The 25,433-nt window shown below is 71.5% G+C and carries 25 protein-coding genes and 2 tRNA genes; 10 read left to right on the top strand and 17 right to left on the bottom strand.

Annotated elements, in window-relative coordinates:
- Nucleotides 1-59 precede the first annotated feature (59 nt).
- The 4 genes from rsrA to ACZ5NW_RS17190 form a co-directional block, all read right to left on the bottom strand.
- Nucleotides 60-362, bottom strand: a complete 303-nt coding sequence (gene rsrA / locus ACZ5NW_RS17205; RefSeq protein ID WP_468744652.1) for a mycothiol system anti-sigma-R factor — start codon at nucleotides 360-362, stop codon at nucleotides 60-62.
- Nucleotides 359-1,054, bottom strand: coding sequence for a sigma-70 family RNA polymerase sigma factor (locus tag ACZ5NW_RS17200; RefSeq protein WP_468745091.1), 696 nt, complete (start codon nucleotides 1,052-1,054; stop codon nucleotides 359-361). The genes rsrA and ACZ5NW_RS17200 overlap by 4 nt, the downstream gene beginning before the upstream one ends.
- Nucleotides 1,055-1,334: 280 nt before the next feature.
- A complete protein-coding gene (locus ACZ5NW_RS17195; RefSeq protein WP_468744651.1) occupies nucleotides 1,335-2,033 on the bottom strand; it encodes an alpha/beta hydrolase family protein in 699 nt (232 codons plus the stop codon).
- A gap of 1 nt (nucleotide 2,034) precedes the next feature.
- A complete protein-coding gene (locus ACZ5NW_RS17190; RefSeq protein ID WP_468744650.1) occupies nucleotides 2,035-2,850 on the bottom strand; it encodes an SOS response-associated peptidase in 816 nt (271 codons plus the stop codon).
- Between the two features lie 62 nt (nucleotides 2,851-2,912).
- On the opposite strand from ACZ5NW_RS17190, the gene ACZ5NW_RS17185 reads away from it, so the two are divergent.
- The 4 genes from ACZ5NW_RS17185 (at nucleotide 2,913) to ACZ5NW_RS17170 (ending at nucleotide 6,523) form a co-directional block, all read left to right on the top strand.
- A complete protein-coding gene (locus tag ACZ5NW_RS17185) occupies nucleotides 2,913-3,635 on the top strand; it encodes a M50 family metallopeptidase (RefSeq protein ID WP_468744649.1) in 723 nt (240 codons plus the stop codon).
- A 113-nt stretch (nucleotides 3,636-3,748) separates the two neighbouring features.
- Nucleotides 3,749-5,065, top strand: a complete 1,317-nt coding sequence (aroA, locus tag ACZ5NW_RS17180; protein ID WP_468744648.1) for a 3-phosphoshikimate 1-carboxyvinyltransferase — start codon at nucleotides 3,749-3,751, stop codon at nucleotides 5,063-5,065.
- Between the two features lie 10 nt (nucleotides 5,066-5,075).
- Nucleotides 5,076-6,086, top strand: coding sequence for a ribosome small subunit-dependent GTPase A (gene rsgA / locus ACZ5NW_RS17175; protein WP_468744647.1), 1,011 nt, complete (start codon nucleotides 5,076-5,078; stop codon nucleotides 6,084-6,086).
- Between the two features lie 113 nt (nucleotides 6,087-6,199).
- Nucleotides 6,200-6,523, top strand: a complete 324-nt coding sequence (locus ACZ5NW_RS17170) for a DMT family transporter (RefSeq protein WP_468744646.1) — start codon at nucleotides 6,200-6,202, stop codon at nucleotides 6,521-6,523.
- 104 nt (nucleotides 6,524-6,627) lie between these two features.
- Here the strand turns inward: ACZ5NW_RS17170 and ACZ5NW_RS17165 are convergent, their stop codons facing one another.
- Nucleotides 6,628-7,245 (bottom strand): TetR/AcrR family transcriptional regulator, encoded by a 618-nt coding sequence (locus ACZ5NW_RS17165; RefSeq protein WP_468744645.1) that lies wholly within the window; start codon nucleotides 7,243-7,245, stop codon nucleotides 6,628-6,630.
- Between the two features lie 180 nt (nucleotides 7,246-7,425).
- On the opposite strand from ACZ5NW_RS17165, the gene hisN reads away from it, so the two are divergent.
- From hisN to ACZ5NW_RS17150, 3 genes are all read left to right on the top strand, one after another.
- Entirely contained in the window at nucleotides 7,426-8,226 is an 801-nt protein-coding gene (gene hisN, locus ACZ5NW_RS17160) for a histidinol-phosphatase (protein WP_468744644.1), read from the top strand.
- Nucleotides 8,227-8,435: 209 nt separating this feature from the next.
- Entirely contained in the window at nucleotides 8,436-8,828 is a 393-nt protein-coding gene (locus ACZ5NW_RS17155; protein ID WP_468744643.1) for a CBS domain-containing protein, read from the top strand.
- A 112-nt stretch (nucleotides 8,829-8,940) separates the two neighbouring features.
- Nucleotides 8,941-9,357, top strand: coding sequence for a Fur family transcriptional regulator (locus ACZ5NW_RS17150; RefSeq protein WP_468744642.1), 417 nt, complete (start codon nucleotides 8,941-8,943; stop codon nucleotides 9,355-9,357).
- A gap of 67 nt (nucleotides 9,358-9,424) precedes the next feature.
- Here ACZ5NW_RS17150 and ACZ5NW_RS17145 read toward each other — a convergent pair.
- From ACZ5NW_RS17145 to ACZ5NW_RS17130, 4 genes are all read right to left on the bottom strand, one after another.
- A tRNA-Met gene (locus ACZ5NW_RS17145) sits at nucleotides 9,425-9,498 on the bottom strand.
- Nucleotides 9,499-9,885: 387 nt separating this feature from the next.
- Nucleotides 9,886-11,919, bottom strand: a complete 2,034-nt coding sequence (locus tag ACZ5NW_RS17140; protein WP_468744641.1) for a tetratricopeptide repeat protein — start codon at nucleotides 11,917-11,919, stop codon at nucleotides 9,886-9,888.
- A gap of 204 nt (nucleotides 11,920-12,123) precedes the next feature.
- A tRNA-Met gene (locus ACZ5NW_RS17135) sits at nucleotides 12,124-12,197 on the bottom strand.
- Between the two features lie 43 nt (nucleotides 12,198-12,240).
- Complete coding sequence (locus ACZ5NW_RS17130; protein ID WP_468745090.1) at nucleotides 12,241-15,231, bottom strand: UPF0182 family membrane protein; 2,991 nt, start codon at nucleotides 15,229-15,231, stop codon at nucleotides 12,241-12,243.
- A gap of 163 nt (nucleotides 15,232-15,394) precedes the next feature.
- Here ACZ5NW_RS17130 and ACZ5NW_RS17125 point away from each other — a divergent pair, with 163 nt between their 5' ends.
- Nucleotides 15,395-15,937 carry a PPA1309 family protein gene (locus ACZ5NW_RS17125; protein WP_468744640.1) on the top strand — a complete coding sequence of 181 codons (543 nt, stop codon included), beginning with the start codon at nucleotides 15,395-15,397 and terminating at the stop codon, nucleotides 15,935-15,937.
- A gap of 74 nt (nucleotides 15,938-16,011) precedes the next feature.
- Here ACZ5NW_RS17125 and ACZ5NW_RS17120 read toward each other — a convergent pair whose 3' ends face one another.
- The 4 genes from ACZ5NW_RS17120 to ACZ5NW_RS17105 form a co-directional block, all read right to left on the bottom strand.
- Nucleotides 16,012-17,109 (bottom strand): YlbL family protein, encoded by a 1,098-nt coding sequence (locus ACZ5NW_RS17120; protein ID WP_468744639.1) that lies wholly within the window; start codon nucleotides 17,107-17,109, stop codon nucleotides 16,012-16,014.
- Nucleotides 17,110-17,163: 54 nt separating this feature from the next.
- Nucleotides 17,164-17,346, bottom strand: a complete 183-nt coding sequence (locus tag ACZ5NW_RS17115) for a hypothetical protein (RefSeq protein WP_468745089.1) — start codon at nucleotides 17,344-17,346, stop codon at nucleotides 17,164-17,166.
- 162 nt (nucleotides 17,347-17,508) lie between these two features.
- Nucleotides 17,509-17,970, bottom strand: coding sequence for a molybdenum cofactor biosynthesis protein MoaE (locus ACZ5NW_RS17110; protein WP_468744638.1), 462 nt, complete (start codon nucleotides 17,968-17,970; stop codon nucleotides 17,509-17,511).
- Nucleotides 17,971-18,104: 134 nt separating this feature from the next.
- On the bottom strand, nucleotides 18,105-19,214 hold the full coding sequence (locus ACZ5NW_RS17105) for an SDR family oxidoreductase (RefSeq protein WP_468744637.1): 1,110 nt from the start codon (nucleotides 19,212-19,214) through the stop codon (nucleotides 18,105-18,107).
- Nucleotides 19,215-19,408: 194 nt separating this feature from the next.
- Here ACZ5NW_RS17105 and ACZ5NW_RS17100 point away from each other — a divergent pair, with 194 nt between their 5' ends.
- Both ACZ5NW_RS17100 and ACZ5NW_RS17095 read left to right on the top strand, forming a co-directional pair.
- Entirely contained in the window at nucleotides 19,409-20,887 is a 1,479-nt protein-coding gene (locus ACZ5NW_RS17100) for a zinc-dependent metalloprotease (protein WP_468744636.1), read from the top strand.
- The gene (locus tag ACZ5NW_RS17095) at nucleotides 20,884-21,399 is read left to right on the top strand and encodes an NUDIX hydrolase (protein ID WP_468744635.1); all 516 of its coding nucleotides are present in this window, start codon (nucleotides 20,884-20,886) and stop codon (nucleotides 21,397-21,399) included. The genes ACZ5NW_RS17100 and ACZ5NW_RS17095 overlap by 4 nt, the downstream gene beginning before the upstream one ends.
- Before the next feature lie 55 nt (nucleotides 21,400-21,454).
- Here the strand turns inward: ACZ5NW_RS17095 and ACZ5NW_RS17090 are convergent, their stop codons facing one another.
- The 4 genes from ACZ5NW_RS17090 to ACZ5NW_RS17075 all read right to left on the bottom strand — a co-directional run bounded on the left by ACZ5NW_RS17090 (nucleotide 21,455) and on the right by ACZ5NW_RS17075 (nucleotide 25,378).
- On the bottom strand, nucleotides 21,455-22,210 hold the full coding sequence (locus tag ACZ5NW_RS17090; protein WP_468744634.1) for an AIM24 family protein: 756 nt from the start codon (nucleotides 22,208-22,210) through the stop codon (nucleotides 21,455-21,457).
- Between the two features lie 18 nt (nucleotides 22,211-22,228).
- The gene (locus ACZ5NW_RS17085; protein ID WP_468744633.1) at nucleotides 22,229-22,909 is read right to left on the bottom strand and encodes an AIM24 family protein; all 681 of its coding nucleotides are present in this window, start codon (nucleotides 22,907-22,909) and stop codon (nucleotides 22,229-22,231) included.
- A gap of 11 nt (nucleotides 22,910-22,920) precedes the next feature.
- Nucleotides 22,921-24,624, bottom strand: coding sequence for a TerD family protein (locus ACZ5NW_RS17080; RefSeq protein WP_468744632.1), 1,704 nt, complete (start codon nucleotides 24,622-24,624; stop codon nucleotides 22,921-22,923).
- A gap of 157 nt (nucleotides 24,625-24,781) precedes the next feature.
- On the bottom strand, nucleotides 24,782-25,378 hold the full coding sequence (locus tag ACZ5NW_RS17075; RefSeq protein ID WP_468744631.1) for a M48 metallopeptidase family protein: 597 nt from the start codon (nucleotides 25,376-25,378) through the stop codon (nucleotides 24,782-24,784).
- Nucleotides 25,379-25,433: the final 55 nt, after the last annotated feature.

The following is a 25,433-nucleotide window of genomic DNA, read 5'->3' as shown; positions in this document are numbered from 1 at the left end:
TCCGCGGGCGTATCACCCGCCGGTTAGCACGTTCGAGTGACGGCAGCCCGTCCCGGGGGCTACGACTCCTGCGGGGTGGCCGTGATGTCGTGTTCCGGGACGGCCTGACCCGAGCGGATCAGGTCGAGCCGGCCCATGACCTTGGCGCGCAGGTCCGTCGGCACGTCGTCATGACCGCAGCACCGCTTGACGAGCTTCTTCACGGCCTCTTCGAGACCGTACTTCTCCAGGCAGGGCGAGCACTCACGGAAGTGCTGCTTGAACTTGTCGCGATCGACGTCCGGCATCTCACTGTCGAGGAACTCGTACAGATGGTCGAGGACCTCACTGCAGTCCGTCTCGTGCGGCTCTCCGCAGCTCATGAGCCCGAGCCTTTCGCTTCGTTCGACTCTCCGGCGCCCGCCGGGACCAGCCCGCGCTCACGGGCGTAGTCCTCCAGCATCCCGCGCAGTTGACGGCGGCCCCGGTGCAGCCGGGACATCACCGTACCGATGGGTGTCCCCATGATGTCCGCGATCTCCTTGTACGCAAACCCCTCGACGTCCGCGAGATACACGGCGATGCGGAACTCCTCCGGGATGGCCTGGAGCGCTTCCTTCACGTCCGAGTCGGGCAGGTGGTCGAGCGCCTGCGACTCGGCGGAACGCAGACCGGTCGACATGTGCGACTCGGCGCGCGCCAGCTGCCAGTCCTCGATCTCCTCGGCCGCGGAGCGCTGCGGTTCACGCTGCTTCTTGCGGTACGAGTTGATGAAGGTGTTGGTGAGGATCCGGTACAGCCAAGCCTTCAGGTTCGTGCCCTCGCGGAACTGGTGGAACGACGCGTACGCCTTGGCGTAGGTCTCCTGCACCAAGTCCTCGGCGTCGGCCGGGTTGCGCGTCATGCGCAGCGCCGCGGAGTACATCTGGTCGAGGAATTCCAGCGCGTCCCGCTCGAAGCGCGCGCTGCGCTCCGCGGTCGTCTCCGTGCTCACGTCCGCGCTGACGCCCTGGCCCTCGGGCAGCTCCGCCTGGCCGTTGTCGGTCCCTGCGTCGGTACCGGGAACCGGACCCACCTCCTCAAGATTCCGGGCAGGGCCGAAACCGGACCCACCAGAATCGGAGGATAGACGACTATCCGTGCCCGCCGCCGCTCGAATAGGAGCGGTCTTCGCCGCGTGCAGCACCGTCCACTCCAGGTCGGTGCGGCTGTCGCGGGCCGGGCAGATGGTCGAACCCATGCGGCGGACTTCCTCTCCCATGACATCCGTGCCGGATGTTCAGCACGCTCCGTGCCGCGTGTTCAGCACGTCTGTGCCCCACAACAGTGGTCCGCCGCCGGGCATTCCCGGGCGTTCACCCGAGTGACCCGGTCCACTTCACCACGTGGCCGGTGATGACCTCCAGGGCCTGTTCCTGGGTGATGTCCGCCCGCTTCGGCACGGCGAAGCCGTGATCGCCATGCGGCACCTCCACGAGCTCGTGGTCGCCCTCGGGGAACTCCGCCGGCTTCCCGAAGGGATCGTTGCCGCCCTGGACGACGAGGGTGGGCACGCCCGCGCCGAGCAGCTCGCCGGCCCGGGACTTCTCGGGCCTGCCCGGCGGGTGCAGCGGGAAACTCAGGGCGAGGACGGCGACCGCGCCGAGCTCCGTCGCCGTACGGCAGGCGACCCGCGCCCCGGCGGAGCGCCCGCCGGCGATGACCGGCAGACCGGGCCGGGCGAGCGCGGGCCAGATGCCGCGCCAGCCGGTGTCGAGGGTCTTCGGCGCGGGCGCGACCTTCTTGCCGGCCACGCGCCAGGGCTGCTCCACGAGGGCGACGGTCACGCCGTGCGCGGGCAGCGCGGCGGCCAGGGCCCGCAGATCGCGGGCCTCGACACCACCGCCGGCGCCATGGCTCACGGCGAGGACGAGCCGGGCCTTCCTCGCCCTGTGCCAGGTGATCCGGGCGGTCCCGGCGTCGGTGTCGACGGTCTCGACGGTCTCGACGACTCCGGCCTCGCTGGTCCCGGTGCTCTCGCCGGTCCCGGTGTTCTCGGTGCTCTGGGGGGTCACGTCAGAACAGTGTGCCCTCCTCCGGTCCCTCCAGCTCCTTCAGCAGCTCCGGGCCGTTGTTGCGGACGTTGCTGACGGAGGTGGAGACCGGGTAGGCGCGCATGAGCCCGGCCGGCGGGGCTTCGAGCAGGGACCGCAGGTCCTCGACGTCGGTGCGGGCCGGGTCCAGCCAGGCGTCCCAGCGGTCCGGGGTGAGCATGAGGGGCATCCGGGGGTGGATGTCGGCGAGCGCGTGCGGCCCCTCGGCGGGCGCGACGGCCAGCGGGGTCGCCTCAGCCTCGGTGGTGATCACGGAACAGGTCACCCACCACGCCTGCGGATGGTCGTCGGGCAGCGTGCGGTCGCGCCAGAACTCGTACAGCCCGGCCATGGCGAACACGGATCCGTCGGCCGGCAGCACGAAGTACGGCTGCTTGCGCGGCCGCTTCTTCTTCCCCTCGACCTCCAGGTCGCGCTCCTGCTGCCCGGTGACCCACTCGTAGTAGCCGTCGGCGGGCAGGATGCAGCGCCGGGAGGCGAAGGCGCGGCGGTAGGCGGGCTTCTCGTGCACGGTCTCGGCCCGCGCGTTGATCATCCGCGCCCCGCCCTCGGGCGTCTTGGCCCAGGAGGGCACGAGTCCCCACTTCAGCTTGCGCAGCTGGCGAACCGGGCGGGGATCGCCGGCGTCTTTCAACGGGCGGTCCAGGACGGCGTAGACCTCCTTGGTCGGCGCGATGTTGTAGTCGGGCGCCAGGGTCTCCTCGGGCTCCCACCTCTCGATGTCAAAGATTCCCGCGAGATCCTCGGGCCTGCGACTCGCTGCATACCGTCCGCACATACGTGCCACACTGCCAGGCCCGCCCGTCACCCGGCCACCACGAGAGGGAGCCACCGCAGAACATGGAGAGCATCGCCGCCCTCGCGCTGCCCGACCTCTGGGACCGGCTCACCGGCACCCAGCCCGACCCGGACCTGTGGGTGGTGATCGCCACGGCGGTCGCGGCGCTCGCGGTCGTGGTCCCGCACAACCTCTGGCGCCTCTCGCGCAACGCCATCACCATCGCCCACGAGGGCGGCCACGGGCTCGTCGCCCTGCTCACCGGCCGCCAACTCACCGGCATACGCCTCCACTCCGACACCAGCGGCCTGACGGTCAGCCGGGGCAAGCCGCACGGCCTGGGCATGATCCTCACGGCGGCGGCGGGCTACACCGCACCGCCGCTGCTGGGTCTGGGCGGCGCGGCCCTGCTCGGCGCGGGCCGCATCACGCTGCTGCTGTGGCTGGCGACGGGGCTGCTGGTGGCGATGCTGGTGATGATCCGCAACGCGTACGGCGCGCTGACGGTGGTGCTGACGGGCGGCACGTTCGTGCTGGTGTCGTGGCTGGCGGGGCCCCAGGTGCAGGCGGCGTTCGCGTACGCGGTGGTGTGGTTCCTGCTGCTGGGCGGCGTACGGCCGGCGTTCGAACTCCAGGCGAAGCGGTCGCGGGGCGGCGCGGGCGACTCGGACGCGGACCAGCTGTCGAGGCTGACGCACGTACCGGCGGGGATGTGGCTGTTCCTGTTCCACGCGGTGTCGCTGTGCTCGTTGATGGGCGGGGGCAGGTGGTTGCTGGACATGTGATGTGACCGCACCGCGGACAGGTGATGCCGCCGCCCAAAGACATGTGTTGCCGCCCCGCACGGCGCCGCACCCGACGGACGGCCCACGGAACGCCCTCCTTATAGAGTGGGCCCATGGCCCAAAACCCCGCGCAGACCGCCCTCTGGCCGGCCCCCCACGCTCGCGGAGCCGTCGACGCGACGGTCCACGTGCCGGGGTCCAAGTCCGTCACCAACCGCGCCCTCGTCCTCGCCGCCCTCGCCAGCGAGCCCGGCTGGCTGCGCCGCCCCCTCCGCTCCCGCGACACGCTCCTGATGGCCGCCGCGCTGCGCGCCATGGGCATCGAGATCGAGGAGGGCATCGGCCCCGACGGCACGGGCGAGGCCTGGCGCGTCCTGCCGGCCGGTCTGCGCGGCCCGGCCACGGTGGACGTCGGCAACGCCGGCACGGTGATGCGGTTCCTCCCTCCCGTCGCCGCCCTCGCCGACGGCGACATCCGCTTCGACGGCGACCCGAGGTCGTACGAGCGTCCCCTGCACGGAGTGATCGACGCGCTGCGCGTCCTCGGCGCGCGGATCGACGACGACGGCCGGGGCGCGCTGCCGCTGACGGTGCACGGCGGGGGCGCCCTGGAGGGCGGCCCGGTGGAGATCGACGCGTCGAGCTCGTCGCAGTTCGTCTCCGCGCTGCTGCTGTCCGGTCCGCGCTTCAACCAGGGCGTCGAGGTCCGTCACATCGGCTCCACGCTGCCCTCCATGCCGCACATCCGGATGACCGTGGACATGCTGCGCGCGGTCGGCGCCCAGGTGGACACCCCGGAGTCGGGCGGCGAGCCGAACGTCTGGCGGGTCACGTCGGGCGCGCTGCTCGGCCGGGACCTGACGATCGAGCCGGACCTGTCGAACGCGCAGCCCTTCCTCGCGGCGGCCCTGATCACGGGCGGCAAGGTGCTGATCCCGGACTGGCCGGCGCGCACCACCCAGCCGGGTGACAGGCTGCGGGAGATCTTCACCGAGATGGGCGGTTCCTGCGAGCTGACCGAGTACGGCCTGGAGTTCACCGGCTCGGGCGCGGTCCACGGCATCGATGTCGACCTGGGCGACGTGGGCGAGCTGACCCCCGGCGTCGCGGCGGTCGCCGCCCTCGCGGACTCCCCCTCGACGCTGCGCGGCGTGGCGCATCTGCGCCTGCACGAGACGGACCGGCTGGCGGCGCTCACCAAGGAGATCAACGAGCTCGGCGGTGACGTGACGGAGACGGCCGACGGCCTGCACATCCGCCCGCGCCCGCTGCACGGCGGCACATTCCGCACGTACGACGACCACCGCATGGCCACGGCCGGCGCGATCATCGGCCTCGCCGTGGAGGGCGTGCTCATCGAGAACGTGGCGACGACGGCGAAGACCCTTCCGGACTTCCCGGACCTGTGGACCGGGATGCTCGGGGCATAGGGGATCCGCCATGCGCCGCTACGGCAAGCACACCGACGAGGACGACATCCGCACCCGCCCCAACCGCCGGGGCAACCGACCGCGTACGAACATCCGGCCCAAGCACGAGGACGCCGCCGAGGGCATGGTCCTCACCGTCGACCGGGGTCGGCTGACCTGCCTCGTCGAGGACCGCACGATCGTCGCCATGAAGGCCCGTGAGCTGGGCCGGAAGGCGGCGGTGGTCGGCGACCGGGTGGCGCTGGTCGGCGATCTGTCCGGCAAGAAGGACACGCTCGCGCGCATCGTCCGTATCGAGGAGCGTTCCTCGCTGCTGCGGCGGACCGCCGATGACGACGACCCGTTCGAGCGGGTGGTGGTCGCCAACGCCGACCAGCTGGCCATCGTCACGGCCCTCGCCGACCCGGAACCCCGCCCCCGCCTGATCGACCGCTGTCTCGTCGCGGCGTACGACGGCGGCCTGGAGCCGCTCCTCGTCCTGACGAAATCCGACCTGGCCCCGCCGGACAAGATGCTGGAGCTCTACGGCGACCTGGACATCCCGTACGTCGTCACCAGCCGTGAGGAGCTGGAGAACGGCGACGCGGCCGACCGGGTGCGCGAGCAGCTGGCCGACCGGGTCACGGCGTTCGTCGGTCATTCGGGCGTCGGCAAGACGACGCTGGTGAACGCGCTGGTCCCGGAGGAGCGGCGCCGGCTGACGGGGCACGTCAACGCGGTGACGGGCCGGGGCCGGCACACCACCACGTCGGCCCTGGCGCTTCCGCTCCTGGGCGCGGAGGGCTGGGTGATCGACACGCCGGGTGTCCGTTCCTTCGGCCTCGCCCACATCGACCCGTCGCGCGTGATCCACGCCTTCCCCGACCTGGAGCCGGGGACGGAGGGCTGCCCGCGCGCGTGCAGCCACGACGAGCCGGACTGCGCGCTGGACGAGTGGGTGGCGCAGGGCCACGCGGATCCGGCCCGGCTCTACTCGCTGCGGCGGCTGCTGGCGACGCGGGACCGCACGGAAGGCGACTGACGGGAACCGGCCACCCGTGCGGCGTGGGGCCGGTTGACCTCCGCGTTGTTTGCGTCTGTGCGAGTCCGGTAAGTGCATACTCGCACCGAGCCTGACCAACGGGAGGACAGCACATGGCGTGGCTGCTGGTGGTCGTGGCCGGTCTGCTCGAAACAGGATTCGCCGTCTGCCTGAAGCTCTCCCACGGTTTCAGCCGCCTCTGGCCGACCGTCGCCTTCTCCATCTTCGCCCTCGGCAGCTTCGGCCTGCTCACCCTCTCCCTGCGCAAACTCGACGTGGGGCCGGCGTACGCGGTGTGGACCGGCATCGGCGCGGCGGGCACGGCGATCTACGGGATGATCTTCCTGGGCGATCTGGTGTCGACGCTGAAGATCGTGTCGATCAGCTTGGTGATCGTGGGGGTGATCGGCCTCCAGCTGTCGGGTTCGGCGCATTAGGAGGACTCGGGGGTGACTCGGGGGTGGGGGCCGGGGCACGGCTGCCCGGCTGGGCGTCTGTAGGGCCGGTGCCCAGGAGAGCTGGGCGTCTATAAGGGCGGTGCCTAAGAGGGCTGGGCGGCCGGGCGGGGCAGGGCGCTGCGGACGAGGTCGGTGACGCCGCCCTCTCCCGGTGGCGCGGCCACGCACGACAGCGCCAGCCGGACCGCCAGCTCGCAGGACCTGGCCAGGTCGGCGGCGTCGGGTTTGGCGGCGCCGGGACCGGTGAGGACGGTGACGGCGCGGTCGCGTACGAGCGTCACGAAGTCGCCGGGCGAGGGCAGCGGGCCGTCCGCCCGCCGCTGGGCCGGTACGGCGGAGGTGGAGGGGACCGGCCGAAGAGTGGGGGCGGGCAGGCGCTCGCTCCAGCAGCCGGTGAGAAGGGCGCGGACGAGGGCGTTCTCACGGGCGGCGGCGGTGGTCCACTCGGCCGTGGCGGTGAGCCGCTCGCGTACGTCCCCGTGCACGGCGAGGGCCCGCTCGACGCCGGCGAGATACCCGTCGGCCTCCCTGCGCACCAGCGCCCGGGCGAGCCCGTCCTTGCTGCCGAACTCGTTGTAGAGGGTCTGCCGGGAGACCCCGGCGGCCGCCGCGACGTCGACCATCCGCACGGCCGACCACGGCCTGCGCGCCAGCGCCCTGAAGGCGGCATCCAGAAGGGACTCCCGCGCTGCAGGCATCATCGCCTCCCCGGACCGACCGGCAATGCGCCCAGATTTGACGCCCCCGAATGCACTGTCAAGGGTTGCGGAGCGGACCGGGGCGGGGGCGGCTGTATCCAGCCGGGGGGCGCGGGAAACCCGTCCACGCCCCCCACAACCCCCGCTAGCCCCGCGTCCCCGCGGCCGGATACCGTTCCTCACATGCCCGACTACCTCGACGACCTCCGCCTCGCCCACGTCCTCGCGGACGCGGCCGACGCCGCCACCATGGACCGCTTCAAGGCCCTCGACCTGAAGGTCGAGACCAAGCCGGACATGACCCCGGTGAGCGAGGCGGACAAGGCCGCCGAGGAACTCATCCGCGGCCAGCTCCAGCGCGCCCGCCCGCGGGACGCGGTCCTCGGCGAGGAGTACGGCATCGAGGGCACGGGCCCCCGCCGCTGGGTGATCGACCCCATCGACGGCACGAAGAACTACGTCCGGGGCGTCCCCGTCTGGGCCACTCTCATCTCCCTGATGGAGGCCGCGGAGGGCGGCTACCAGCCCGTCGTCGGCGTGGTCTCCGCCCCCGCCCTCGGCCGCCGCTGGTGGGCCGCGAAGGGCCACGGCGCCTACACCGGCCGCAGCCTCTCCTCCGCCACCCGCCTGCGCGTCTCCCGCGTGGCGAACCTCTCCGACGCCTCCTTCGCGTACTCCTCCCTCAGCGGCTGGGAGGAGCAGGGCCGCCTGAACGGCTTCCTCGACCTGACCCGCGAGGTCTGGCGCACGCGCGCGTACGGCGACTTCTGGCCGTACATGATGGTCGCGGAGGGTTCCGTCGACTTCTGCGCCGAGCCGGAGCTGTCCCTGTGGGACATGGCGGCGAACGCGATCGTCGTCACCGAGGCCGGCGGCACCTTCACCGGCCTCGACGGCCGCCCGGGCCCGCACAGCGGCAACGCGGCCGCCTCGAACGGCCTGCTCCACGACGCGTTGCTGGGGTATCTCAACGGGCGCTACTGAGCACCCCGGTACGCACAGATGAGCGCGCACGCCCTCAATCGGCCGCACGCGCCCCCTTGTTGACTCCCGCTTTACCTGCCACTCTGAAGGTCCCCCCACTTGTGAACTTGTGAAACGCTGAACAAGCCACACCAAGCCCGTTCAGTCCGCGCAAGCTCCACAAGCCGCACCGGACGCACCGGCGGGGAACTCAGGAGGTGGCTCCACCCATGCTCGTCCGCGACGCCATGAGCACAGTCGTCCTCACCATCGGCCCCGACCACACCCTTCGCCAGGCCGCGGCGCTGATGTCCGCCCGCAGGGTCGGCGCGGCCGTGGTCCACGACCCCGACGCCGGTGGCATCGGCATCCTCACCGAACGCGACATCCTCAACTCCGTCGGCCTGGGCCAGAACCCCGACACGGAGCGCGCCCACGCCCACACCACCACCGACGTCGTCTTCGCCGCCCCGTCCTGGACCCTGGAGGAGGCGGCCCGGGCGATGGCCCACGGCGGCTTCCGCCACCTCGTCGTCCTCGACCACGACGAGGTCACCGGCATCGTCTCGGTCCGCGACATCATCCGCTGCTGGGCGCCGGTACGGCAGCACGTACCGGCCTGATCCCGCCTCCTGACACGGACCCGATCCGGTAGTGGACACTGTCCAACTCCGGCAGCGCTCCAAAGTCACACCTGTTCGGAACTCGGGCCTCTCTGCTGTTAGGCTGGTGTTCATGAGTGACCTTCTGGAACGGCTGCGCGGACGCGGATGGCGGATGACCGCGCAGCGGCGCGTAGTGGCCGAGGTCCTCGCCGGTGATCACGTCCATCTGACGGCCGACGAGGTGCACTCCAGGGCCGTCGCCAAGCTGCCCGAGATCTCCCGGGCGACCGTGTACAACACGCTGGGTGAGCTGGTCACCCTCGGCGAGGTCATCGAGGTCACCACCGACAAGCGAGCCAAGCGCTACGACCCCAACGCGCACCGGCCGCACCACCACCTCATCTGCGCCCGCTGCGGCGCCATCCGTGACGTGCACCCCACGGGCAACCCGCTGTCCGACCTCCCCGACTCGGAGCGCTTCGGCTTCAGCGTGTCGGACGTCGAGGTGACGTACCGGGGCATCTGCCCGAACTGCGCGAGCGCGTAGCAGCGCGTAACCCGGCACAACGAACCGAGGGCCGGAATCCAGTTGGATTCCGGCCCTCGGTCTTCAGTAGCGGGGACAGGATTTGAACCTGCGACCTCTGGGTTATGAGCCCAGCGAGCTACCGAGCTGCTCCACCCCGCGTCGGTGAATGCAACGTTACGTCAAGGACGCGGAGAGAAGCAAATCGCTTCAACGGCAGCACACGGCGCACGCACCCCAGCCCCCTCCCACGGCGCCGCACGCCCCCTCGCTCCCGCCGGACGAACAACGCCCCGCCGACCGAGCGCCCCGCTAGGCGGACAGCACCCCGCCAGCCGGAAAGCGCCCCACTGGACGGACGGCACCCCGCCGGACGGACAGCACCCCTGGCAGACAGGGCGCCCCGCTGGGCAGAGTCCCGCCCCTCCAGCCGAGCGCCCCACTGCGCGGACAGCACCCCCCGCCGGACGGACAACGCCCCGCCAGCCGAGCGCCACACTGGGCGGACACCCCCGCCAGACAGGGCGCCCCGCCCCCGGACACCGCCCGCTAAGCCGACAGCTCCTCCCGCAGCGCGTCCCGTAGGCGCGCCGCCCGTTCGGCCACCTCCGCCGGGCCGAGGGCCGCCGCGCGGTCCGCCCAGCGCTGTCCCTCGACCAGCTCGCCCTGACGCGCGTAGACGAGGGCCAGCCGCAGCGCCGCCCGCCCGTGCCCGTCTTCGGCCGCCCGGGTCCACCACACGACCGCCTCCGGCTCGCTCCCCTCCCGCGCGAGCAGCAGCCCGAGATTGAACGCCCCGTTGCGCGAACCGGCCTCGGCGGCCTCGCGGTACCACCGCGCCGCCTCCACGACGTCGCCCCGCGCGGCGGCCAGCATCCCGACCCGGACCTGCGCCCGGCGGTGCCCCTGGGAGGCGGCCCGCTCGTACCACTCCTCGCACTCGGCCTTCTCGTGCACGGCCTCCCCGAGCTCGTGCGCGGACGCGCGCGGCCGCCGGGCGTCGAGCACGGCCGCCAGCCGGTACGCGGCCTCCGCGCTCCCGCCGCCCGCCGCGCACCGCAGATGCCGCTCGGCCTCCTGCTCGTCCCCCTCGCGCAGCCGCGCGATGCCGACCTGGAGCGCCGCCTCGGTGTGCCCGGCGGCGGCCGCCCGCTCGTACCACCGCAGGGCGGCCGCGTCCTCCCCGCGCCCGGCGTACAGGATCCCCAGGTTGAACGCGGCGTCGACGCTTCCCGCCTCCGCCGCCTTGGAGAACCACGGCTCGGCCCCGGTCGTGTCGCCGCCCTGCAGCAGCAGGATGGCGAGCGCGTTCGCCGCCTCGCGGTGACCGGCGTAGGCCGCGCGCCGGTACCACTGCTCGGCCTGCGCGACCCGGCCCTGCTCGGCGCAGAGCAGTCCGAGGTTGTAGGCGCCGTTGTCGTCACCGGCGTCCATGGCCGCCCGGTACCACCGCTCGGCGGTCTGCGTCTGGCCCCGCTCGGCGTGCAGGGCACCGAGCGCGTTCGCCGCGTTGCCGTCGCCGTCCTGTGCGGCCCGCAGCCACCAGATCGCCGCGTTCTCCGTGTCCCCGGCGTCGCGCAGCAGGAACCCGAGCGCGCAGGCCGCCCGCGCCTCGCCGTCCTTGGCGGAGGTCAGATACCAGCGACCGGCCTCCTTCAGCTCCCCCCGCCGCTCCAGGATCGCCCCGAGCTGCAACGCGGCCCGGCGATGCCCGCGCGCGGCGGCCTGCCGGTACCACTGCTCGGCCTCGCCGACTACCGACCCGTCCACGACAGCGGCGGACGCCCCGGAGCCGTCCGCCCCGGGAGATCCGTCCGACCGACCGGTGCCGGCCGAGCCGCTACGGCCACCAGCGGCACCCGGAACCGGACCAGCGGAGTCACCGGCGCCCCCGAAGACACCGTTGTCACCGCCACTCTGCCGCCCGCCGGCCGTCACCCGGCCGCCGATCGGCCCCTCGGCCGCGGCGCTCTCCCCGCCGGCCGCGCGGTCCAGGGCGCGCGCCAGCCGATACGCCGCCTCGCGGTGCCCCCGCTCGGCCGCGACCCGCATCCACTGCTCGGCCCCGGGGTCCCCGCGGTGCTCCAACAGGTCGGCCAGCGCGTAGGCGCCCAGCACATGTCCCTGCTCGGCGGACTGGCGCAGCCAGTACTCGGCGGCCGGTTCGTCCCCACGCTCGCGGTGATGCCGTCCCAGCGCGTGCGCGGCCGCCGTGGAACCGGCGACGGCGGCGACCCGCCACCATCCGGCGGCCTCCTCGGCGTAGCCACGCTGGTGGAGAAGGACGCCCAGGTTGTTGGCCGCGGCCCGGTCGCCGGCGGCGGTGGCGGTACGCAACTGGGGCTCGGCCCCGTCGAGGTCGCCCCGGCGCAGCAGCATGGCCCCGAGGACACTGGCGGCCTCGGCGTCGCCGGTCTCGGCGGCGAGCCGCAGGCGCACCTCCTCGGCGGCCTCCCCCATCTCGTCCGCGGTCTCCACAGGCGCCTGGTCCTCCTCAGAAGCACCGGCAGCACCGGCGGCACCGGAAGGCTGCACAAATCGCCCTGTCTCGAACAGAGTTGCCTTGTCCCCCATAACGTCCATCGTCGCACCACCTGCAACCTGGGTACACCCGGTATACCGCAGCCCGTGAGGTCACTTCAGCGTTTTGTCGACATGCCCACAGAGAGACAAGTCAAACACAGCTCACCCCAACTCCCCCCGGCGGCGCGGCCACTCCTCCCTCGGCACATGCGTTCGCACACCACGAAGGCCCGGATCCCTGAGGATCCGGGCCTTCGCCTTCAGTAGCGGGGACAGGATTTGAACCTGCGACCTCTGGGTTATGAGCCCAGCGAGCTACCGAGCTGCTCCACCCCGCGTCGTGTGTGACAACCGTATCACGACGCGGAGGGCACCTGTTGATCAGCCGCTACCGGCGGTACCGCCTGGACTCGGACCGGCACTGGGACCGGCGCTCGCGCCGGCCCGGGGGCTCGCGGTGGCGCTCGGGCCGGCGCTGGGGCGGCTGCTCGCGCCGCTGCCGCCCGTCGTGCCCTTGCTCGCCTTGGCCTGCGCGTCGGCGGCCCGCTGGAGCGCGGCCTGAAGGTCCTTCTGCGCCTTGCCGTACGCCTCCCAGTCGCCCTTCTTCAGGGCGTCCTGGCCGGCCGTGAACGCCTTCTGGGCGTCCTGCAGGGCCTGTTGGACGGTCGCGTTCCCGGTCGGCGGCGGGGTCGTCCCACCGCCCTCGTCCGGCGGCTGGGTCGGCGAACCGTTCGCTCCGAAGACCTTGTCGAGCGCCTGGTCGAGGGTGTCCTCGAAGGCGGTGTTGCCTCCGTAGGTCACCAACACCTTGCGCAGGAGCGGGTACTTCAGTCCACCGCCACGTACGTAGACCGGCTCGACGTAGAGCAGTCCGCCGTCGAGGGGCACCGTCAGCAGATTGCCGTACTCCACCTCGGAGTCGCCGCCTCTGAGGAGCCTGATGGACTCGGCGATGTCCTGTTCGGAGTTGAACTGGCTCTGCACCTGTTTGGGTCCGTCGACGGTCGTGCTGGTCGGCAGTTTCAGGATTCTGATCTTGCCGTAGTCCGCCGTGCCCGCCTCGGAGTCCACCGCCATGAACGCGCTGAGGTTGTCCCGCCCGTTGGGCGTGAACGTCGTCGTCAGCGAGAACGCCTGCGCCTGCTGGTCGGGCATCTTCATGCTCAGGTAGTACGGCGGCACCGCGTCGCCCGACTTGTTGGTCGGGTCGTCCGGCACCTGCCACACCTCGCTGCCGCTGAGGAACGTCGTCGCGTCCTTCACGTGGTAGCGGCTGAGCAGTTCGCGCTGCACCTTGAACAGGTCCTGCGGGTAGCGCAGATGGGCCATCAGCGACGGCGAGATGTCCGACTTGGACTTCACCGTGTGCGGGAACGCCTTCATCCACGTCTTGAGGACGGGGTCCTCGGTGTCCCACTGGTAGAGCTTGACCTCGCCGCTGTACGCGTCGACGGTCGCCTTCACCGAGTTGCGGATGTAGTTGACCTGGTTCTGCTGGGCCACCACCGCGCGGTTGTCGTTGGTCGCGGTCAGCGAGTCGGCCGTCGTGTCGCCCAGGGTCGTGCGCGAGGCGTACGGGTAGCCGTTGGTCGTGGTGTACGCGTCGACGATCCACTGGATCCGGCCGTCCACGACCGCCGGATAGGCGTCGCCGTCGATGGTCAGCCAGGGGGCGACCGCCTCGACGCGGTCCTTGGGCGTGCGGTTGTACAGGATCCGCGAACCCTCGCCGATCGCGCCGGAGTAGAGGATCTGCGGCTCGCCGAACGCCACCGCGTACGCCGCCCGGTTGACCGGGTTGGAGAGGTTGACCCCGCTCTTGCCGGTGTAGCTGGTGGTCTTCTCGCCCTTGTCGTCGGAGTAGTCGATCTCCTTCTGGGGACCGCCGACGATGGAGTACGTGGTCGTCTTCTCGCCGTAGTAGATCCGCTGTTCGTACGTCCCGAGGTCGCCCTGCGAGGGCAGGTCGGACTCGGTGAAGACGGGGCGGCCCTCGGCGTCGGCGGTGGTGCCCTTGGCGGCGACCACGCCGTATCCGTGGGTGTAGCGGAAGTGGTTGTTGATCCAGTTCTGCTTGTCGACGCCGGCCAGGTTCAGCTCGCGCAGGCCGATCACCGTGTCCTGGTCGGTGCCGCTCTGGTTGTAGCGGTCCACGTCCAGGTTGTTCGGGAAGGCGTAGTACTTGCGCATCTGCTGGAGCTGCTGGAACGTCGGCGAGACGATGTTCGGGTCCAGGACGCGGATGCTGGCCGTCTTGGAGACGTCGTCGCGCAGCGTGCTCTTGTCCTTGGTCGGACTGGTGCCGGAGTACTCGCTGACCTTGGCGTCGTCGATGCCGTAGGCCTCACGCGTCGCCTTCAGGTTCTTCTCGACGTACGGCGCTTCCTTGGCCTGCTCGTTGGGCTGGACCTGGAACTTCTGCACGATCGCCGGGTAGAGCCCGCCGATGAGGATCGCGGAGAGCACCATCAGGCCGAAGCCGATGACGGGCAGCTGCCAGGTGCGCCGCCACAGGGTGGCGAAGAACAGCAGCGCGCAGATGACGGCGATGCAGAACAGGATCGTCTTGGCCGGAAGGTAGGCGTTGGCGTCGACGTACCTGAGGCCGGTCCAGTTGTCGGTCGCCTTGAAGTCGCTGGACTTCACCGCGAGCCCGTACCGGTCGAGCCAGTAGGCGACGGCCTTCAGCGCGACGAACACGCCGAGCAGCACCGACAGATGGCCGGTGGCCGCGGCGGTGGCCCGCGCGCCCGGGCTGGTGATGCGCAGCCCGCCGTAGAGGTAGTGGGTGAGCGCGGCGGCGATCAGCGACAGGATGGTGGCGGCGAAGCCGAAGCCGAGCAGGAACCGGTACCAGGGAAGGTCGAAGGCGTAGAAGGACACGTCGAGGTGGAACTGCGGGTCCTTCTGGTGGAAGGGCACGCCGTTGACCCACATCAGCCAGGTCCGCCACTGACCCGCGGCCGAGGCGCCGGCGATCAGGCCCACCAGGGACGTGACCGAGAGGAGCAGCCACGTCTTGTAGGGCGCGATGCCCACGCGGTAGCGGTCGAGGTTCTGCTGCTCCATCGACATGGCGCTCAGCGGCGGCCGCAGCCGGTGGGCCAGCCAGATGTTGAAGCCGACCGCGAGGGCCATGAGCAGGCCGAAGACGAAGAACAGCCCGATCTTGGTCCACAGTGTGGTGGCGAAGACGGACGAGTAGTGCACCGACCGGTACCAGAGCCAGTCGGTCCAGAACCCGGCGAACATGGTGAACGCCATGCCGAGCACAGCCAGGACGCCCAGGGTCATGAGCAGGGTCCGGACACGCCGGGACGGGCGGCCCACTCTGATCCGTGGCCCCGTCGGGCCTCCGCCGCGGTCCGGCATCTGGAAAGCCAAGGTGCGCACCTCGAAGTCGCTGTCGATCCCTCAGGCCCACGTGTTCGCCGGCCCCTCGTGGCCCCCCGTGATCGCGGGCCCACACCTATGCAACTTACTCACCGCTTACTCGGTTCCCGATTCCGGTCAGGAACGAGGCAGGATTGTGACCATGTCCAACACTCCCATGGCGGCGAGCCCGCTCACCCGGGCCGTACTCGAGATCGACGAGTACGCCTCCGGCCTCGGCTGGGACCAGCCCGCTCGCCTCTTCGCCCTCGTAGACACCGCGCGGCTGCGGGCTCAGGAACCCTCGCTCGCCGCCCAGCTCGGCCTGGAGGACGAGCCCGAGACCACCGGTCTCACCCCGATCGAGCAGGACGAGATTCCAACGTCCCAGCCGCTCGACGAGTTCCTGGCCACGATCGCCTGGCCCGACGCGGTGGCCGGCTGCGCGCTGACGATCGAGCGTCTGATGCTGCCCCCGTCCGCCGAGACCCAGGTCCCGACCGACCTCGACGAGGCGAGGCTGGCGCAGTGGGTGGCCCGCCACCCCGACCGCCAGGAGGTCCGGATGACGGTCGCGGTGCTGCGCGACGGCACCCGCGAGTCGGCCCTGCGGCTGCGCGAGAAGGACGCCGCCACGGAGGTCCTCACCGGCTCCGACCTGGTGCCGGGCCTGGCGGAGGCGCTGGCGGCGACGTTCGAGGACTGATCGGATCCCGCGGTACGGCACTGGGGGCGCCCTCGATCGTCAGGGGCGCCCCCAGCCGCGTACGACAGCGGTGATCAGCCCTTGGTGGTGCACTTCGGCAGGTCGGCGGTGTCGCCGCTGCGGATGTCGGCGAGGGCCTTGAGGGCGTCGTCGATGGTGCTCACCTTCACGAGCCGCAGGCCGCCCGGGGTGTCCTTGGCGGCGGCCGCGCAGTTCTCGGCCGGCGTGAGGAAGTACTGGGCGCCCTTGCTGCGCGCGCCGACGGTCTTCATCTCGATGCCACCGATCTGCCCGACCTTGCCGTCGTCGTCGATGGTGCCGGTGCCGGCGACGAACGCCCCGCCGGTGAGGCTGCCCGGGGTGAGCTTGTCGTAGATGCCGAGGGCGAACATCAGGCCGGCGCTGGGGCCGCCGACGTCGGCGAGCTTGATGTCGATGGTGAACGGGAAGGTGTGGTCGGTCCCGGCGGAGATCCCGACGATGGCCCGCTTCTTCCCGGTGTCGGCGGAGGCCGCGGTGGTGATCGTCACCTTCTGTGTGGCGGTCGCCGTCCGGTGCTCCTTCTCGGCGGCGGCCTGCTCCTTGGCCGGGACGATGGTGAAGACGACCTTCTGGCCCGGCTGGTGCTTGGTCACCAGCCCGGCGACATCGGACGGCTGCTTGATCGCGGTGCCGTCGACGGCCTTGATCACGTCACCGGCGTGCAGCTTGCCCTCGGCGGGCGAGCCCTTGACCACGGTGGAGACGATCACCCAGGACTGCACGGGGATGTCCAGCGCCTCCAGGGCGGCGACCTTGGCGCTCTCCTGGGACTGGCTGAACTCCTCGGCGTTCTCCTGGGTGGACTGCTCCTCGGTCTTGCCGTCCGGGTAGAGGGTGTCGTGCGGCACGACCTTGTTGTCGTGCGCCAGCCAGCCGTAGACGGCCTCCACGAGGTTCATCCGGTAGTCCGCGCCGGTGACCCGCACGGTGGTCATGTTGAGGTGCCCGGAGGTCGGGTACGTCTTGCGCCCGGAGATCTGCAGCACCGGCTCGCCGTCGTGATCGCCCAGAGTGTTCACCGTCGGGCCCGGGGACATCTCCGCGTAGGGCACATTGATGAGCACTCCCGCGCACAGGAGCGCGATCAGCATCAGGGTGGAGGCGAGCATCGTCGCGGTGCGGCGTGGCATGCCTCGACATTACGGGACGCCTCTGTCAGCGCACCGTCAGGGCCGCCACCCAGGTCACGTACCGGAGTGCGTCGTCTCCTTGGCCGCGGACTTCTCCATGGCGGCGCGGAAGCGCGCGTACCCGTCGAGCTCGGGCCCGTCGCCGCGCGTCTTCCGGGTCCGGTTGGCCCAACTGCCCCACAGACCGGCACCGACCGCCGCCACCAGCGGAATCAGCAACCAGGCGAGCGCCGCCATGCCGACCTCCCAACCCCGATTGAGCGACCGCAACTGACTGATCAGCAGATTAACCATCCGCACGGACAACGCTCACGGCAGGGGTCCGGTTACGCAACCTGAGGGCCGACAGGGGGAGTCGACGGCGGGATGGGCAGGCTCCGGCCCGCTCCGGCGACCGGGTCAGCAGGCGCCGACCCACTCCTCGCTGCCGTCCGCGAAGGTCTGGTGCTTCCAGATCGGCACCTCGTGCTTGAGGTCGTCGATCAGCTTCCGGCACGCCTCGAAGGCCTCGCCCCGGTGCGCGCAGGACACGGCGACGACGACGGCGAGGTCACCCACGCGCAGGTCCCCCACGCGGTGCACGGCGGCGAGGGCCCGCACGGGGAAATCAGCGACGACCTTCTCCGCGACTCTCCGCATCTCCGCCTCGGCACTGGGGTGGCAGGAGTACGCGAGCGCGTCGACGTCGGCTCCCCCGTCGTGGTCGCGCACGGTGCCCACGAACAGCGCGGTCCCGCCGGCCGCGTCGTCCCCCACGGCCCGGAAGACCTCGTCCAGGGACAGGTCGGAGTCACGGATCGCGATCAGCTTGATGGGATCCTTAGCCGCCTGCTCACCGGGGTGATCGTTCGTAGCTGCCATGCCTCCATCGTGCCGCATGCCACCGACAGCGAGGAATGCGACGTTCACCAGCACGCGCGCGGGGCGATTTGGAGCGTCCTACAGTCACGTGCCCTGGCCGGTCCTCCAGCCACGTGCCGTGGCCGCCGCGCCCCTCACCGCCGCCGAGCCTTCCGAGCCCGTCGTACGACGGCCGCGGCGCCCAGGAGGGCCACCGTCGCGCCGGCCGCGCCCGCCGCCGTCGCGTCCTTCCGCCCGAGCCGGCGCCCGGCGACGGTGTGCCGCCCGGACACCTCCTCCAGCAGTTCGGCGAGGACCTCCTCGTTGGTCCAGCCCGGCCGCCAGCCCGCGTCATGCAGCCGGCTCCCACTGACCACCCACGGATACATCGTGTACGCGAGGTCGCCCGCCGGGGACGGGGTCAGTCCGATCCGGTGCAGTCGGGCCGCCGCGCCGAGCGCGACCGTCGAGGGCAGCTCCATCCGCCGGATCCCGCTGAGTTCCTCGACCTCTTCCTGTTCCAGCCATCCGTCGCAACCGACGGCCAGCTCGCCGTCCACCTTCTCCAGGACGGCGTACTCCAGCGCGCCGCACAGGTCCTCGACATGGCAGAACTGCCACGCGGGCCGCGACCCGGCGACGACCAGCAGCCGCGGCGACTCGAAATACCTGGTCAGCGCGGTGTCGGTGCCTCCGACCAGGATGGCGGGGCGCACGACGGTGACATTGAGCCCGGGGTGCGCGCGGGGCGCGCGCCGCGCGAGCCGCTCGATCTCCAGCAGATCGCCGACGCCGGTCGCCTCCGCCGTGGCCCGCAGCTCGGCGTCCTCCGACAGGGGCAGCTCGTTGTCCGGCAGCGCCCCGTACACCATGGCGGAGGTGCACAGCACCACGCGGTGCACTCCGGCCGCCGCCGCGGCGGTCAGCACGGTCTGCGTGCCGCGCACGTTGTACGCCGTCCGGGCGGCGGCGTCACTCCCCAGGTCGAGATCGAGCGCCAGATGAACGACGACGTCGGCGCCCCGCAGCTTGTCCGCGATCGCCGGGTCCCGCACGTCGAGGATGTGCCACTGCGCGTCGTCGCAGTCGCCCCGCCGCTCGTCGATGGCGACGACCTGCTTGATCTCCGCCGACGCGGCGAGCCGCTCGGTGAGCAGCGCGCCCACGCCGGTCGCGGCGCCGGTCACGGCGACGACGGGCCCGCGCGCACCACCCGGGGCCGAGTGGTTTCGCGCTGCGCGAACCTGCGGATCTGGGGAACTCACCAGGTGTCTCCAGCGGTTGTCTTCCATACGAGCGCGAGTGACGCGTACGTACCAGGTGGCATCCATCCTGCCGCAGGCCGAGAGTCGGCGAAGCACCGAGGCCCATTCGAGCCGGGGTGTCTACGCTGGGTGGTGTTGCAGGGCAGCCGCGCCGTCGGACGAGAACCGGCGGCCTTAACCAGCCGAGGAATCCCGTGAGTGACTCCCCATTCGGATTCGGCCTTCCGCCGGAGGAGCCGGACGACGGCGACGAGGGCAAGAAGAAGGACCAGCAGAGCGGTGGTGGTCAGGGCCCGGGCAACCCGTTCGGATTCGGGCTGCCCGGAGCCGGCGGCCCCGGCGGCGACAACCCTCTCGCCGCCATGTTCGGCTCGCTGAACCCCACCGACCTGGGCGCCGCGTTCCAGCAGCTCGGCCAGATGCTGTCCTACGAGGGCGGTCCGGTGAACTGGGACATGGCCAAGCAGATCGCCCGCCAGACGGTCTCCCAGGGCACCCCGGACGGCGTGAAGGACGCGAGCGTGGGCCCCGCCGAGCGCACCGCCGTAGAGGAGGCCGTCCGCCTGGCCGACCTGTGGCTGGACGACGTGACGTCCCTGCCATCGGGCTCCGGCTCGGCGGTGGCCTGGTCGCGCGCGGAGTGGGTCGAGGGGACGCTGCCGGCCTGGAAGGAGCTGGTCGACCCGGTCGCCGAGCGCGTCGGCACGGCGATGGGCGATGTCCTGCCGGAGGAGATGCAGGCCATGGCGGGCCCGCTGATCGGCGTGATGCGCTCGATGGGCGGTGCCATGTTCGGCTCGCAGATCGGGCAGGCCGTCGGTGTCCTCGCGGGCGAGGTCGTCGGCTCGACCGACATCGGCCTGCCCCTCGGTCCGGTCGGCCGGGCGGCGCTGCTGCCGGTGAACATCGAGACGTTCGGCAAGGACCTGGGCATCGCGAAGGACGAGGTCAGGCTGTATCTGGCGCTGCGCGAGGCCGCCCACCAGCGCCTCTTCGCGCATGTGCCGTGGCTGCGCTCGCACCTGTTCGGCGCGGTCGACGGCTACGCGCGCGGGATCAAGGTCGACACCGCCAAGCTGGAGGACGTGGTCGGTCAGTTCGACCCGTCCAACCCCGAGCAGCTTCAGGACGCCCTTCAGCAGGGCATGTTCCAGCCGGAGGACACCCCGGAGCAGAAGGCGGCCCTGGCCCGTCTGGAGACCGCCCTGGCGCTCGTCGAGGGCTGGGTCGACGCGGTGGTGCACGCGGCCGCGAAGCCGCGCCTGTCCTCCGCCGACGCGCTGCGCGAGACCCTGCGCCGCCGCCGGGCCACGGGCGGCCCCGCGGAGCAGACGTTCGCGACGCTGATCGGCCTGGAGCTGCGCCCGCGCCGGCTGCGCGACGCGTCCCGCCTGTGGGCCTCGCTCACGGACGCGCGCGGTGTGGACGGCCGGGACGCCCTGTGGCATCACCCGGACATGCTGCCGACGGCCACCGACCTGGACGACCCGGACGGCTTCGTGCACCGCGAGCAGCTGGACTTCTCCGAGCTGGACAAGATGCTCGGCGAGGCGGCGAGCGGCTCGCGCTCCGACTCCGGCTCGGACTCGGGCTCGGGCTCGGGCTCGGGTGAGAAGCCGAACCTGAAGAAGGACGGCACCCAGGGCGACGGCAAGGACGACGACACCGAGTGAGCCTCTACGACGACGCGGTCCTCGTACTGAAGAGCTACGAGGACCAGGCCGAGCTGCGCCAGACCTACCTGGAGCATCTGGAGACGCACCCGGACGGCATGTGGAAGGCCTGCGGCGACGGGCACATCACGGCGAGCGCGCTGGTGATCGACCCGTCGCGCGAGCGCGTGCTGCTGACCCTCCACAAGAAGCTGCGGATGTGGCTGCAGATGGGGGGCCACTGCGAGCCGCTCGACGAGACGCTGGCGGACGCGGCGCTGCGCGAGGGCACCGAGGAGTCCGGCATCACGGGCCTGACCCTGCTGCCGGGCGGCCCGGTCCGCCTGGACCGGCATCACACGCCCTGCGCCTGGCATCTCGACGTCCAGTACGCCGCGCTGGCCCCGGCCGGTTCGGTGGAGGCGATCAGCGACGAGTCCCTGGACCTGCGCTGGTTCGGCTACGACGAGGTGGCGACCGTGGCGGACGGGTCGGTCGTACGACTGCTGGAGGCGACCCGCGCCCGGCTGTGAACGAGTAAGGGGCGACCGCACGGGACGGCGCCCCTTACGTCTGTTTTCCGGACGGTCAGCTCCAGACGTTGCCCTGGTTCTGTCCCCGGGCGCCCTGCTGGCCCATGCCGTACTGCGCGGCGAGGCCCGATCCGATCTGGGCGTTCTGCGGCGGCAGCAGCTCGCTCGGCTGGACGAGCGCGTAGCCGCTGCCCATGAAGCTGAGCTCCCAGCCCTCACCGGTGTTGCCGCGGCGCCGCCACACCCCGGACGAGTGCGTCTGCGCCTGCATCTGGACGCGCAGCCCGGTGGACCAGGCGACGATCGCGTCGGCGTCGCAGTTGACGTACTTGTCGGGCGTGACCTGCATCATCAGCGGCGCGCCCGAGGTCATGAGGGCGACCTTGCCGCGGCCGGTGATGTTGAGCTGGTACTTCCCCGAGCCGGAGATGCCGTACAGGCTGTCGACGGCGATGACCTCGTGGTGCAGCGAGGAGTCCATCGCCAGGACGTAGCTGCTGTCGACGGTCAGCCCGTCCTGTTCGACGTCCACCACGTGGATGTGCTGGGCGAGGTTGGCGAGGTAGACCGTGCCCTGCCCGTGGCAGCGCATCAGGCTGAGGCCCTCGCCGGTGTACGCACGCGCGCGTGACTGCTGGCTGCTCTGGTACTCGGCGTCGAACTCGACGAGCCCCTGGTAGGCGACCATCGTGCCCTTGCGGGCCAGGATGTCGTCGTGGCCCTCCAGGACGACGCGCAGCATCTGCTTGTTCTGCAGGCTGTAGCGCTCGGTCGACTGCGAGTCGTTGAAGGCGAAAAGCGGACTCTGCATGACGATTCTGGCTCCCCCTCAGCCCCGGAACCGAAGGCGGTCGGTGCTGTCCTCGCTGGGCTGGACGACGACGATGCCCTGACCGGAGAAGGCCATCTGATAGGCCTCGCCGCTGCCGCGGCCGATCAGCGACTGCGCCTTGAAGCTGCGCTTGCCCTTCACCTTGAGGTTCGGGGACCAGGCGACGAGCGCGTCCGGGTCGACATACGTCTCGTCCTCGCCGCCGCCGCAGTCGACGACGATCGGCTTGCCCCGGGAGGTCAGCGCGACCCAGCCCTGCCCGGAGATCTTGGTGTTCCACAGGCCCTGCCCGGCGAACTTGGCGAGCCCCTTGACGCGTTCGACGCCCCACTGCAGGTGCGCGTCGAAGGCGAGCAGGTTGGTGGCGTTGACGGAGATGCCGTCGCCGTTGAGGTTGATCACGACGACGTCCGCGCCGTAGTCGGCGAGGTAGAGCAGTCCGTCGCCGGAGCACTTCATCAGGGGCGCGCCCTCGCCGGTGATCCAGTCGCGGGCGATCTGGCGCACGGCCGGCGGGTTGGGCTCGTACTGGATGAAGCCCTCGTAGGCGACCATCGAGCCCACGCGCGCGAGGAGGTCGTTTCCGGTCTGCATGGCGACCTTCAGCATGTGGCTGCCGTGGTTGTCCATGCGTGCGGTGACGGGTGCGGGGGCGTAGCCCGCGAGCGGCTGGTTCATGACGGGCTCCCTCAGACCTCGTACGGCTGGACGACGATGAAGTTGCCGGGGGCGCCCCGGAACTGCAGGTTGACGCTCTCACCGGTGTCGCCCGGGTAGGCGTTGCGGCGCATCCGCACCTGACTGGAGACGATCACCTGGGAGGCGGCCGACCAGGCCACGACGGCGTTGCAGTCGGCGAAGGTGGTCGGCGTGACCGGCAGGACGACGGGCGTGCCGTGCGTCTTGACGACGATCGTGCCGGTGCCCTGGAACTGCATCGTGAACAGCGCGCCCCCGGGGATGCCGTGTCCCTCGATGCGGCGGACCTCGTACTGGAGGCTCTCGTCGAAGGCGAGGACGTTCTCGGCGGAGACGCAGATCGCGTCGCCCTGGAGCTCGATCGGGTGCAGGTGGGTGGACGCCTCGGCGAGGAACACCTGGCCCTGGCCGGTGCAGCGCATCAGCTGCATCTCCTGGCCGGTCGCGTTGCCCACGATCCGGCCGGCGAACCCGGCGCCCTTGTAGCTGAAGTCGACCTTGCCCTGGTAGAGCACCATGCTGCCCTGCCGGGCGAGCACGGGCTGGCCGCCGATGCCGAGGTCGACGCGGATCAGCTTCTTGTTCTGCGGCGTCCAGCGCTGTCCTGTGGGCGTCTCCTTGAACCGCTGGAGCGCGGCGCCGACCCCGGCGCCCTGAGGCATCCCCTGGGGGACGCCCTGCGGCGCGCCGTAGGGGGCCTGCTGGCCGGGGACCTGCCCGAACGGCGGCTGCTGGCCGTAGCCGGGCGGCGGGGCCGGGGCCTGCGGTGCCTGGGGGGCGTGGGGGGCCTGGGGCTGGCCGTAGCCGGGCGGCAGCGGGACGGTCTGGCCGGGAGCCTGGCCGTACGGCGGCTGCGGCTGCTGCGGCGGCTGCCCGTAGGGCGCGGGCACGGGACCGGGGGGCGGCACGGGGGCGCCGCCGGGCGCGGTCATGGGCGCGACGATGGTGGGGGCGCCGTGCACGTTCGGCGCGGGCGCCGGGGGCGGAGTCGCTCCCGGGGGCGGCGCGAAGCCGTGCGCGGCGGGCTGCGGGGCGGGGGCCGGGGCGGGCGCGGGAGCCGGGGCGCCGAACGTGGGGGGTGCGGCGGCCTGGGCGGGCGGGGCGAAGCCGGGCGCGGCGCCGGTCTGCGGCGGCTGGGGCTGCTGAGGCGCCGCGGGCGTCTCCTCCTCCAGGACCTCGCCGCCGAAGTTCTTCAGCAGGGCCTCCAGGCCGCCGTCGAAGCCCTGTCCGACGGCCGCGAAGCGCCACACGTCCTTCAGGTAGAAGTCGCCGAGCATCACGGCCCGCTCGGTGGAGAACTCCGCGCCGTTGAAGGCGTACCGGGCCACTTCCTCGCCGCCCGCGACGATGCGGATATAGCCGGGGTCGATCTGCGACATCTGTCCGGCGCCGTCGATGGTCGCCGTGAACGACAGCTTCTGGATCTGCGGCGGGATCCGGTCGAGCGTGACCCGGAAGGACTCCGTGTCCCCCGCCTGGGCACCCAGCAGCTGGATGGACTCCTCGGGTGACTTCGGCTGGTTGAAGAAGACGAAGTACCGGTCGTCCGAGAGCCGTTCCTCGGCGTCGAGGCCGAAGCAGCTGATGTCGAAGGTCAGTCCGGGGGCGGAGATCTGCACGCCTACGTACAGATCCGTGCCCGCGGTGAGGTCACTGATCCTGGCCTTGTGGCCGCGTTGGAATTCCCTGGCCATGCGTTACGACCGTCCCCCATCCCGAGTGAGTACGTCGCGACAGGCTAACCGCAATCCCGGACAACGGCGGACGTCGGTACAGACCCGGTACACAACACCTGTTCAGCGACGACGAGCAGTCCGGTTTGCGGCGGTTTCAGCCGTATCTGACGCGGTCTCACTCCCCGCGCGTGCCGGGCGGATGCGGCAACCGGTCGGCGGCCACCACTCCTTCGAGGTATCCCCGGGCCCGTTCGGTCCGCGGATACGCCTCCAGCAGCCGCCAGAAGTCCGGCCCGTGGCCGGGCACGAGCAGATGCGCGAGCTCATGGAGGAGGACGTAGTCGATGACGTACTCCGGCATGCCCTTGAGCCGGTGCGACAGCCGGATGCTGCCCTCCGCCGGGGTGCACGACCCCCAGCGCGTGTTCTGGTTGGTCACCCACCGCACCGAGGTGGGCCGGGCCCGCCCGGCGAAGTACTGCGTCGACAGCCGCTCGGCCCGCTCCGCGAGCTCCGCATCGCCCGGGACGCGCCGGCTCTCCTGGGCGGCCAGCTTGTCGAGCATGACCCTCACCCAGCGTTGTTCCTCGGCCTCGGACATCCGGGCAGGGATGAGCACGATGGTGCGATCGCCCTCGCGGTACGCGGAGACCGTCCGGCGGCGCCGGGCGCTCCTGCGGACCTCGATCGCGCTCGCCCGTGAGCCGCTCGGCGGCTGGCTCGTCGTGCTGCGCTGTGGCGTTCCGGCGCGGTGCAGTGGGTCGGCGGGCACGCCCCGACGTTACCCGCTGCGCATGCGGGAAGTCCCGACTCCGGGTCGGTTCGGC

It is taken from the genome of Streptomyces sp. NPDC032126 (assembly GCF_055580085.1).
Note: the sequence above shows the minus strand (reverse complement) of the source record. Positions and strands in the feature narration are given on the sequence as shown.

Bases quoted from the DNA above. Each gene is read 5' to 3' on its own strand.
- rsrA (WP_468744652.1), bottom strand. From the start codon at position 362: ATGAGCTGCGGAGAGCCGCACGAGACGGACTGCAGTGAGGTCCTCGAC.
- ACZ5NW_RS17190 (WP_468744650.1), bottom strand. From the start codon at position 2,850: ATGTGCGGACGGTATGCAGCGAGTCGCAGGCCCGAGGATCTCGCGGGA.
- ACZ5NW_RS17185 (WP_468744649.1), top strand. From the start codon at position 2,913: ATGGAGAGCATCGCCGCCCTCGCGCTGCCCGACCTCTGGGACCGGCTC.
- aroA (WP_468744648.1), top strand. From the start codon at position 3,749: ATGGCCCAAAACCCCGCGCAGACCGCCCTCTGGCCGGCCCCCCACGCT.
- rsgA (WP_468744647.1), top strand. From the start codon at position 5,076: ATGCGCCGCTACGGCAAGCACACCGACGAGGACGACATCCGCACCCGC.
- ACZ5NW_RS17170 (WP_468744646.1), top strand. From the start codon at position 6,200: ATGGCGTGGCTGCTGGTGGTCGTGGCCGGTCTGCTCGAAACAGGATTC.
- ACZ5NW_RS17165 (WP_468744645.1), bottom strand. From the start codon at position 7,245: ATGATGCCTGCAGCGCGGGAGTCCCTTCTGGATGCCGCCTTCAGGGCG.
- hisN (WP_468744644.1), top strand. From the start codon at position 7,426: ATGCCCGACTACCTCGACGACCTCCGCCTCGCCCACGTCCTCGCGGAC.
- ACZ5NW_RS17155 (WP_468744643.1), top strand. From the start codon at position 8,436: ATGCTCGTCCGCGACGCCATGAGCACAGTCGTCCTCACCATCGGCCCC.
- ACZ5NW_RS17150 (WP_468744642.1), top strand. From the start codon at position 8,941: ATGAGTGACCTTCTGGAACGGCTGCGCGGACGCGGATGGCGGATGACC.
- ACZ5NW_RS17140 (WP_468744641.1), bottom strand. From the start codon at position 11,919: ATGGACGTTATGGGGGACAAGGCAACTCTGTTCGAGACAGGGCGATTT.
- ACZ5NW_RS17130 (WP_468745090.1), bottom strand. From the start codon at position 15,231: ATGCCGGACCGCGGCGGAGGCCCGACGGGGCCACGGATCAGAGTGGGC.
- ACZ5NW_RS17125 (WP_468744640.1), top strand. From the start codon at position 15,395: ATGTCCAACACTCCCATGGCGGCGAGCCCGCTCACCCGGGCCGTACTC.
- ACZ5NW_RS17120 (WP_468744639.1), bottom strand. From the start codon at position 17,109: ATGCCACGCCGCACCGCGACGATGCTCGCCTCCACCCTGATGCTGATC.
- ACZ5NW_RS17115 (WP_468745089.1), bottom strand. From the start codon at position 17,346: ATGGCGGCGCTCGCCTGGTTGCTGATTCCGCTGGTGGCGGCGGTCGGT.
- ACZ5NW_RS17110 (WP_468744638.1), bottom strand. From the start codon at position 17,970: ATGGCAGCTACGAACGATCACCCCGGTGAGCAGGCGGCTAAGGATCCC.
- ACZ5NW_RS17090 (WP_468744634.1), bottom strand. From the start codon at position 22,210: ATGCAGAGTCCGCTTTTCGCCTTCAACGACTCGCAGTCGACCGAGCGC.
- ACZ5NW_RS17085 (WP_468744633.1), bottom strand. From the start codon at position 22,909: ATGAACCAGCCGCTCGCGGGCTACGCCCCCGCACCCGTCACCGCACGC.
- ACZ5NW_RS17080 (WP_468744632.1), bottom strand. From the start codon at position 24,624: ATGGCCAGGGAATTCCAACGCGGCCACAAGGCCAGGATCAGTGACCTC.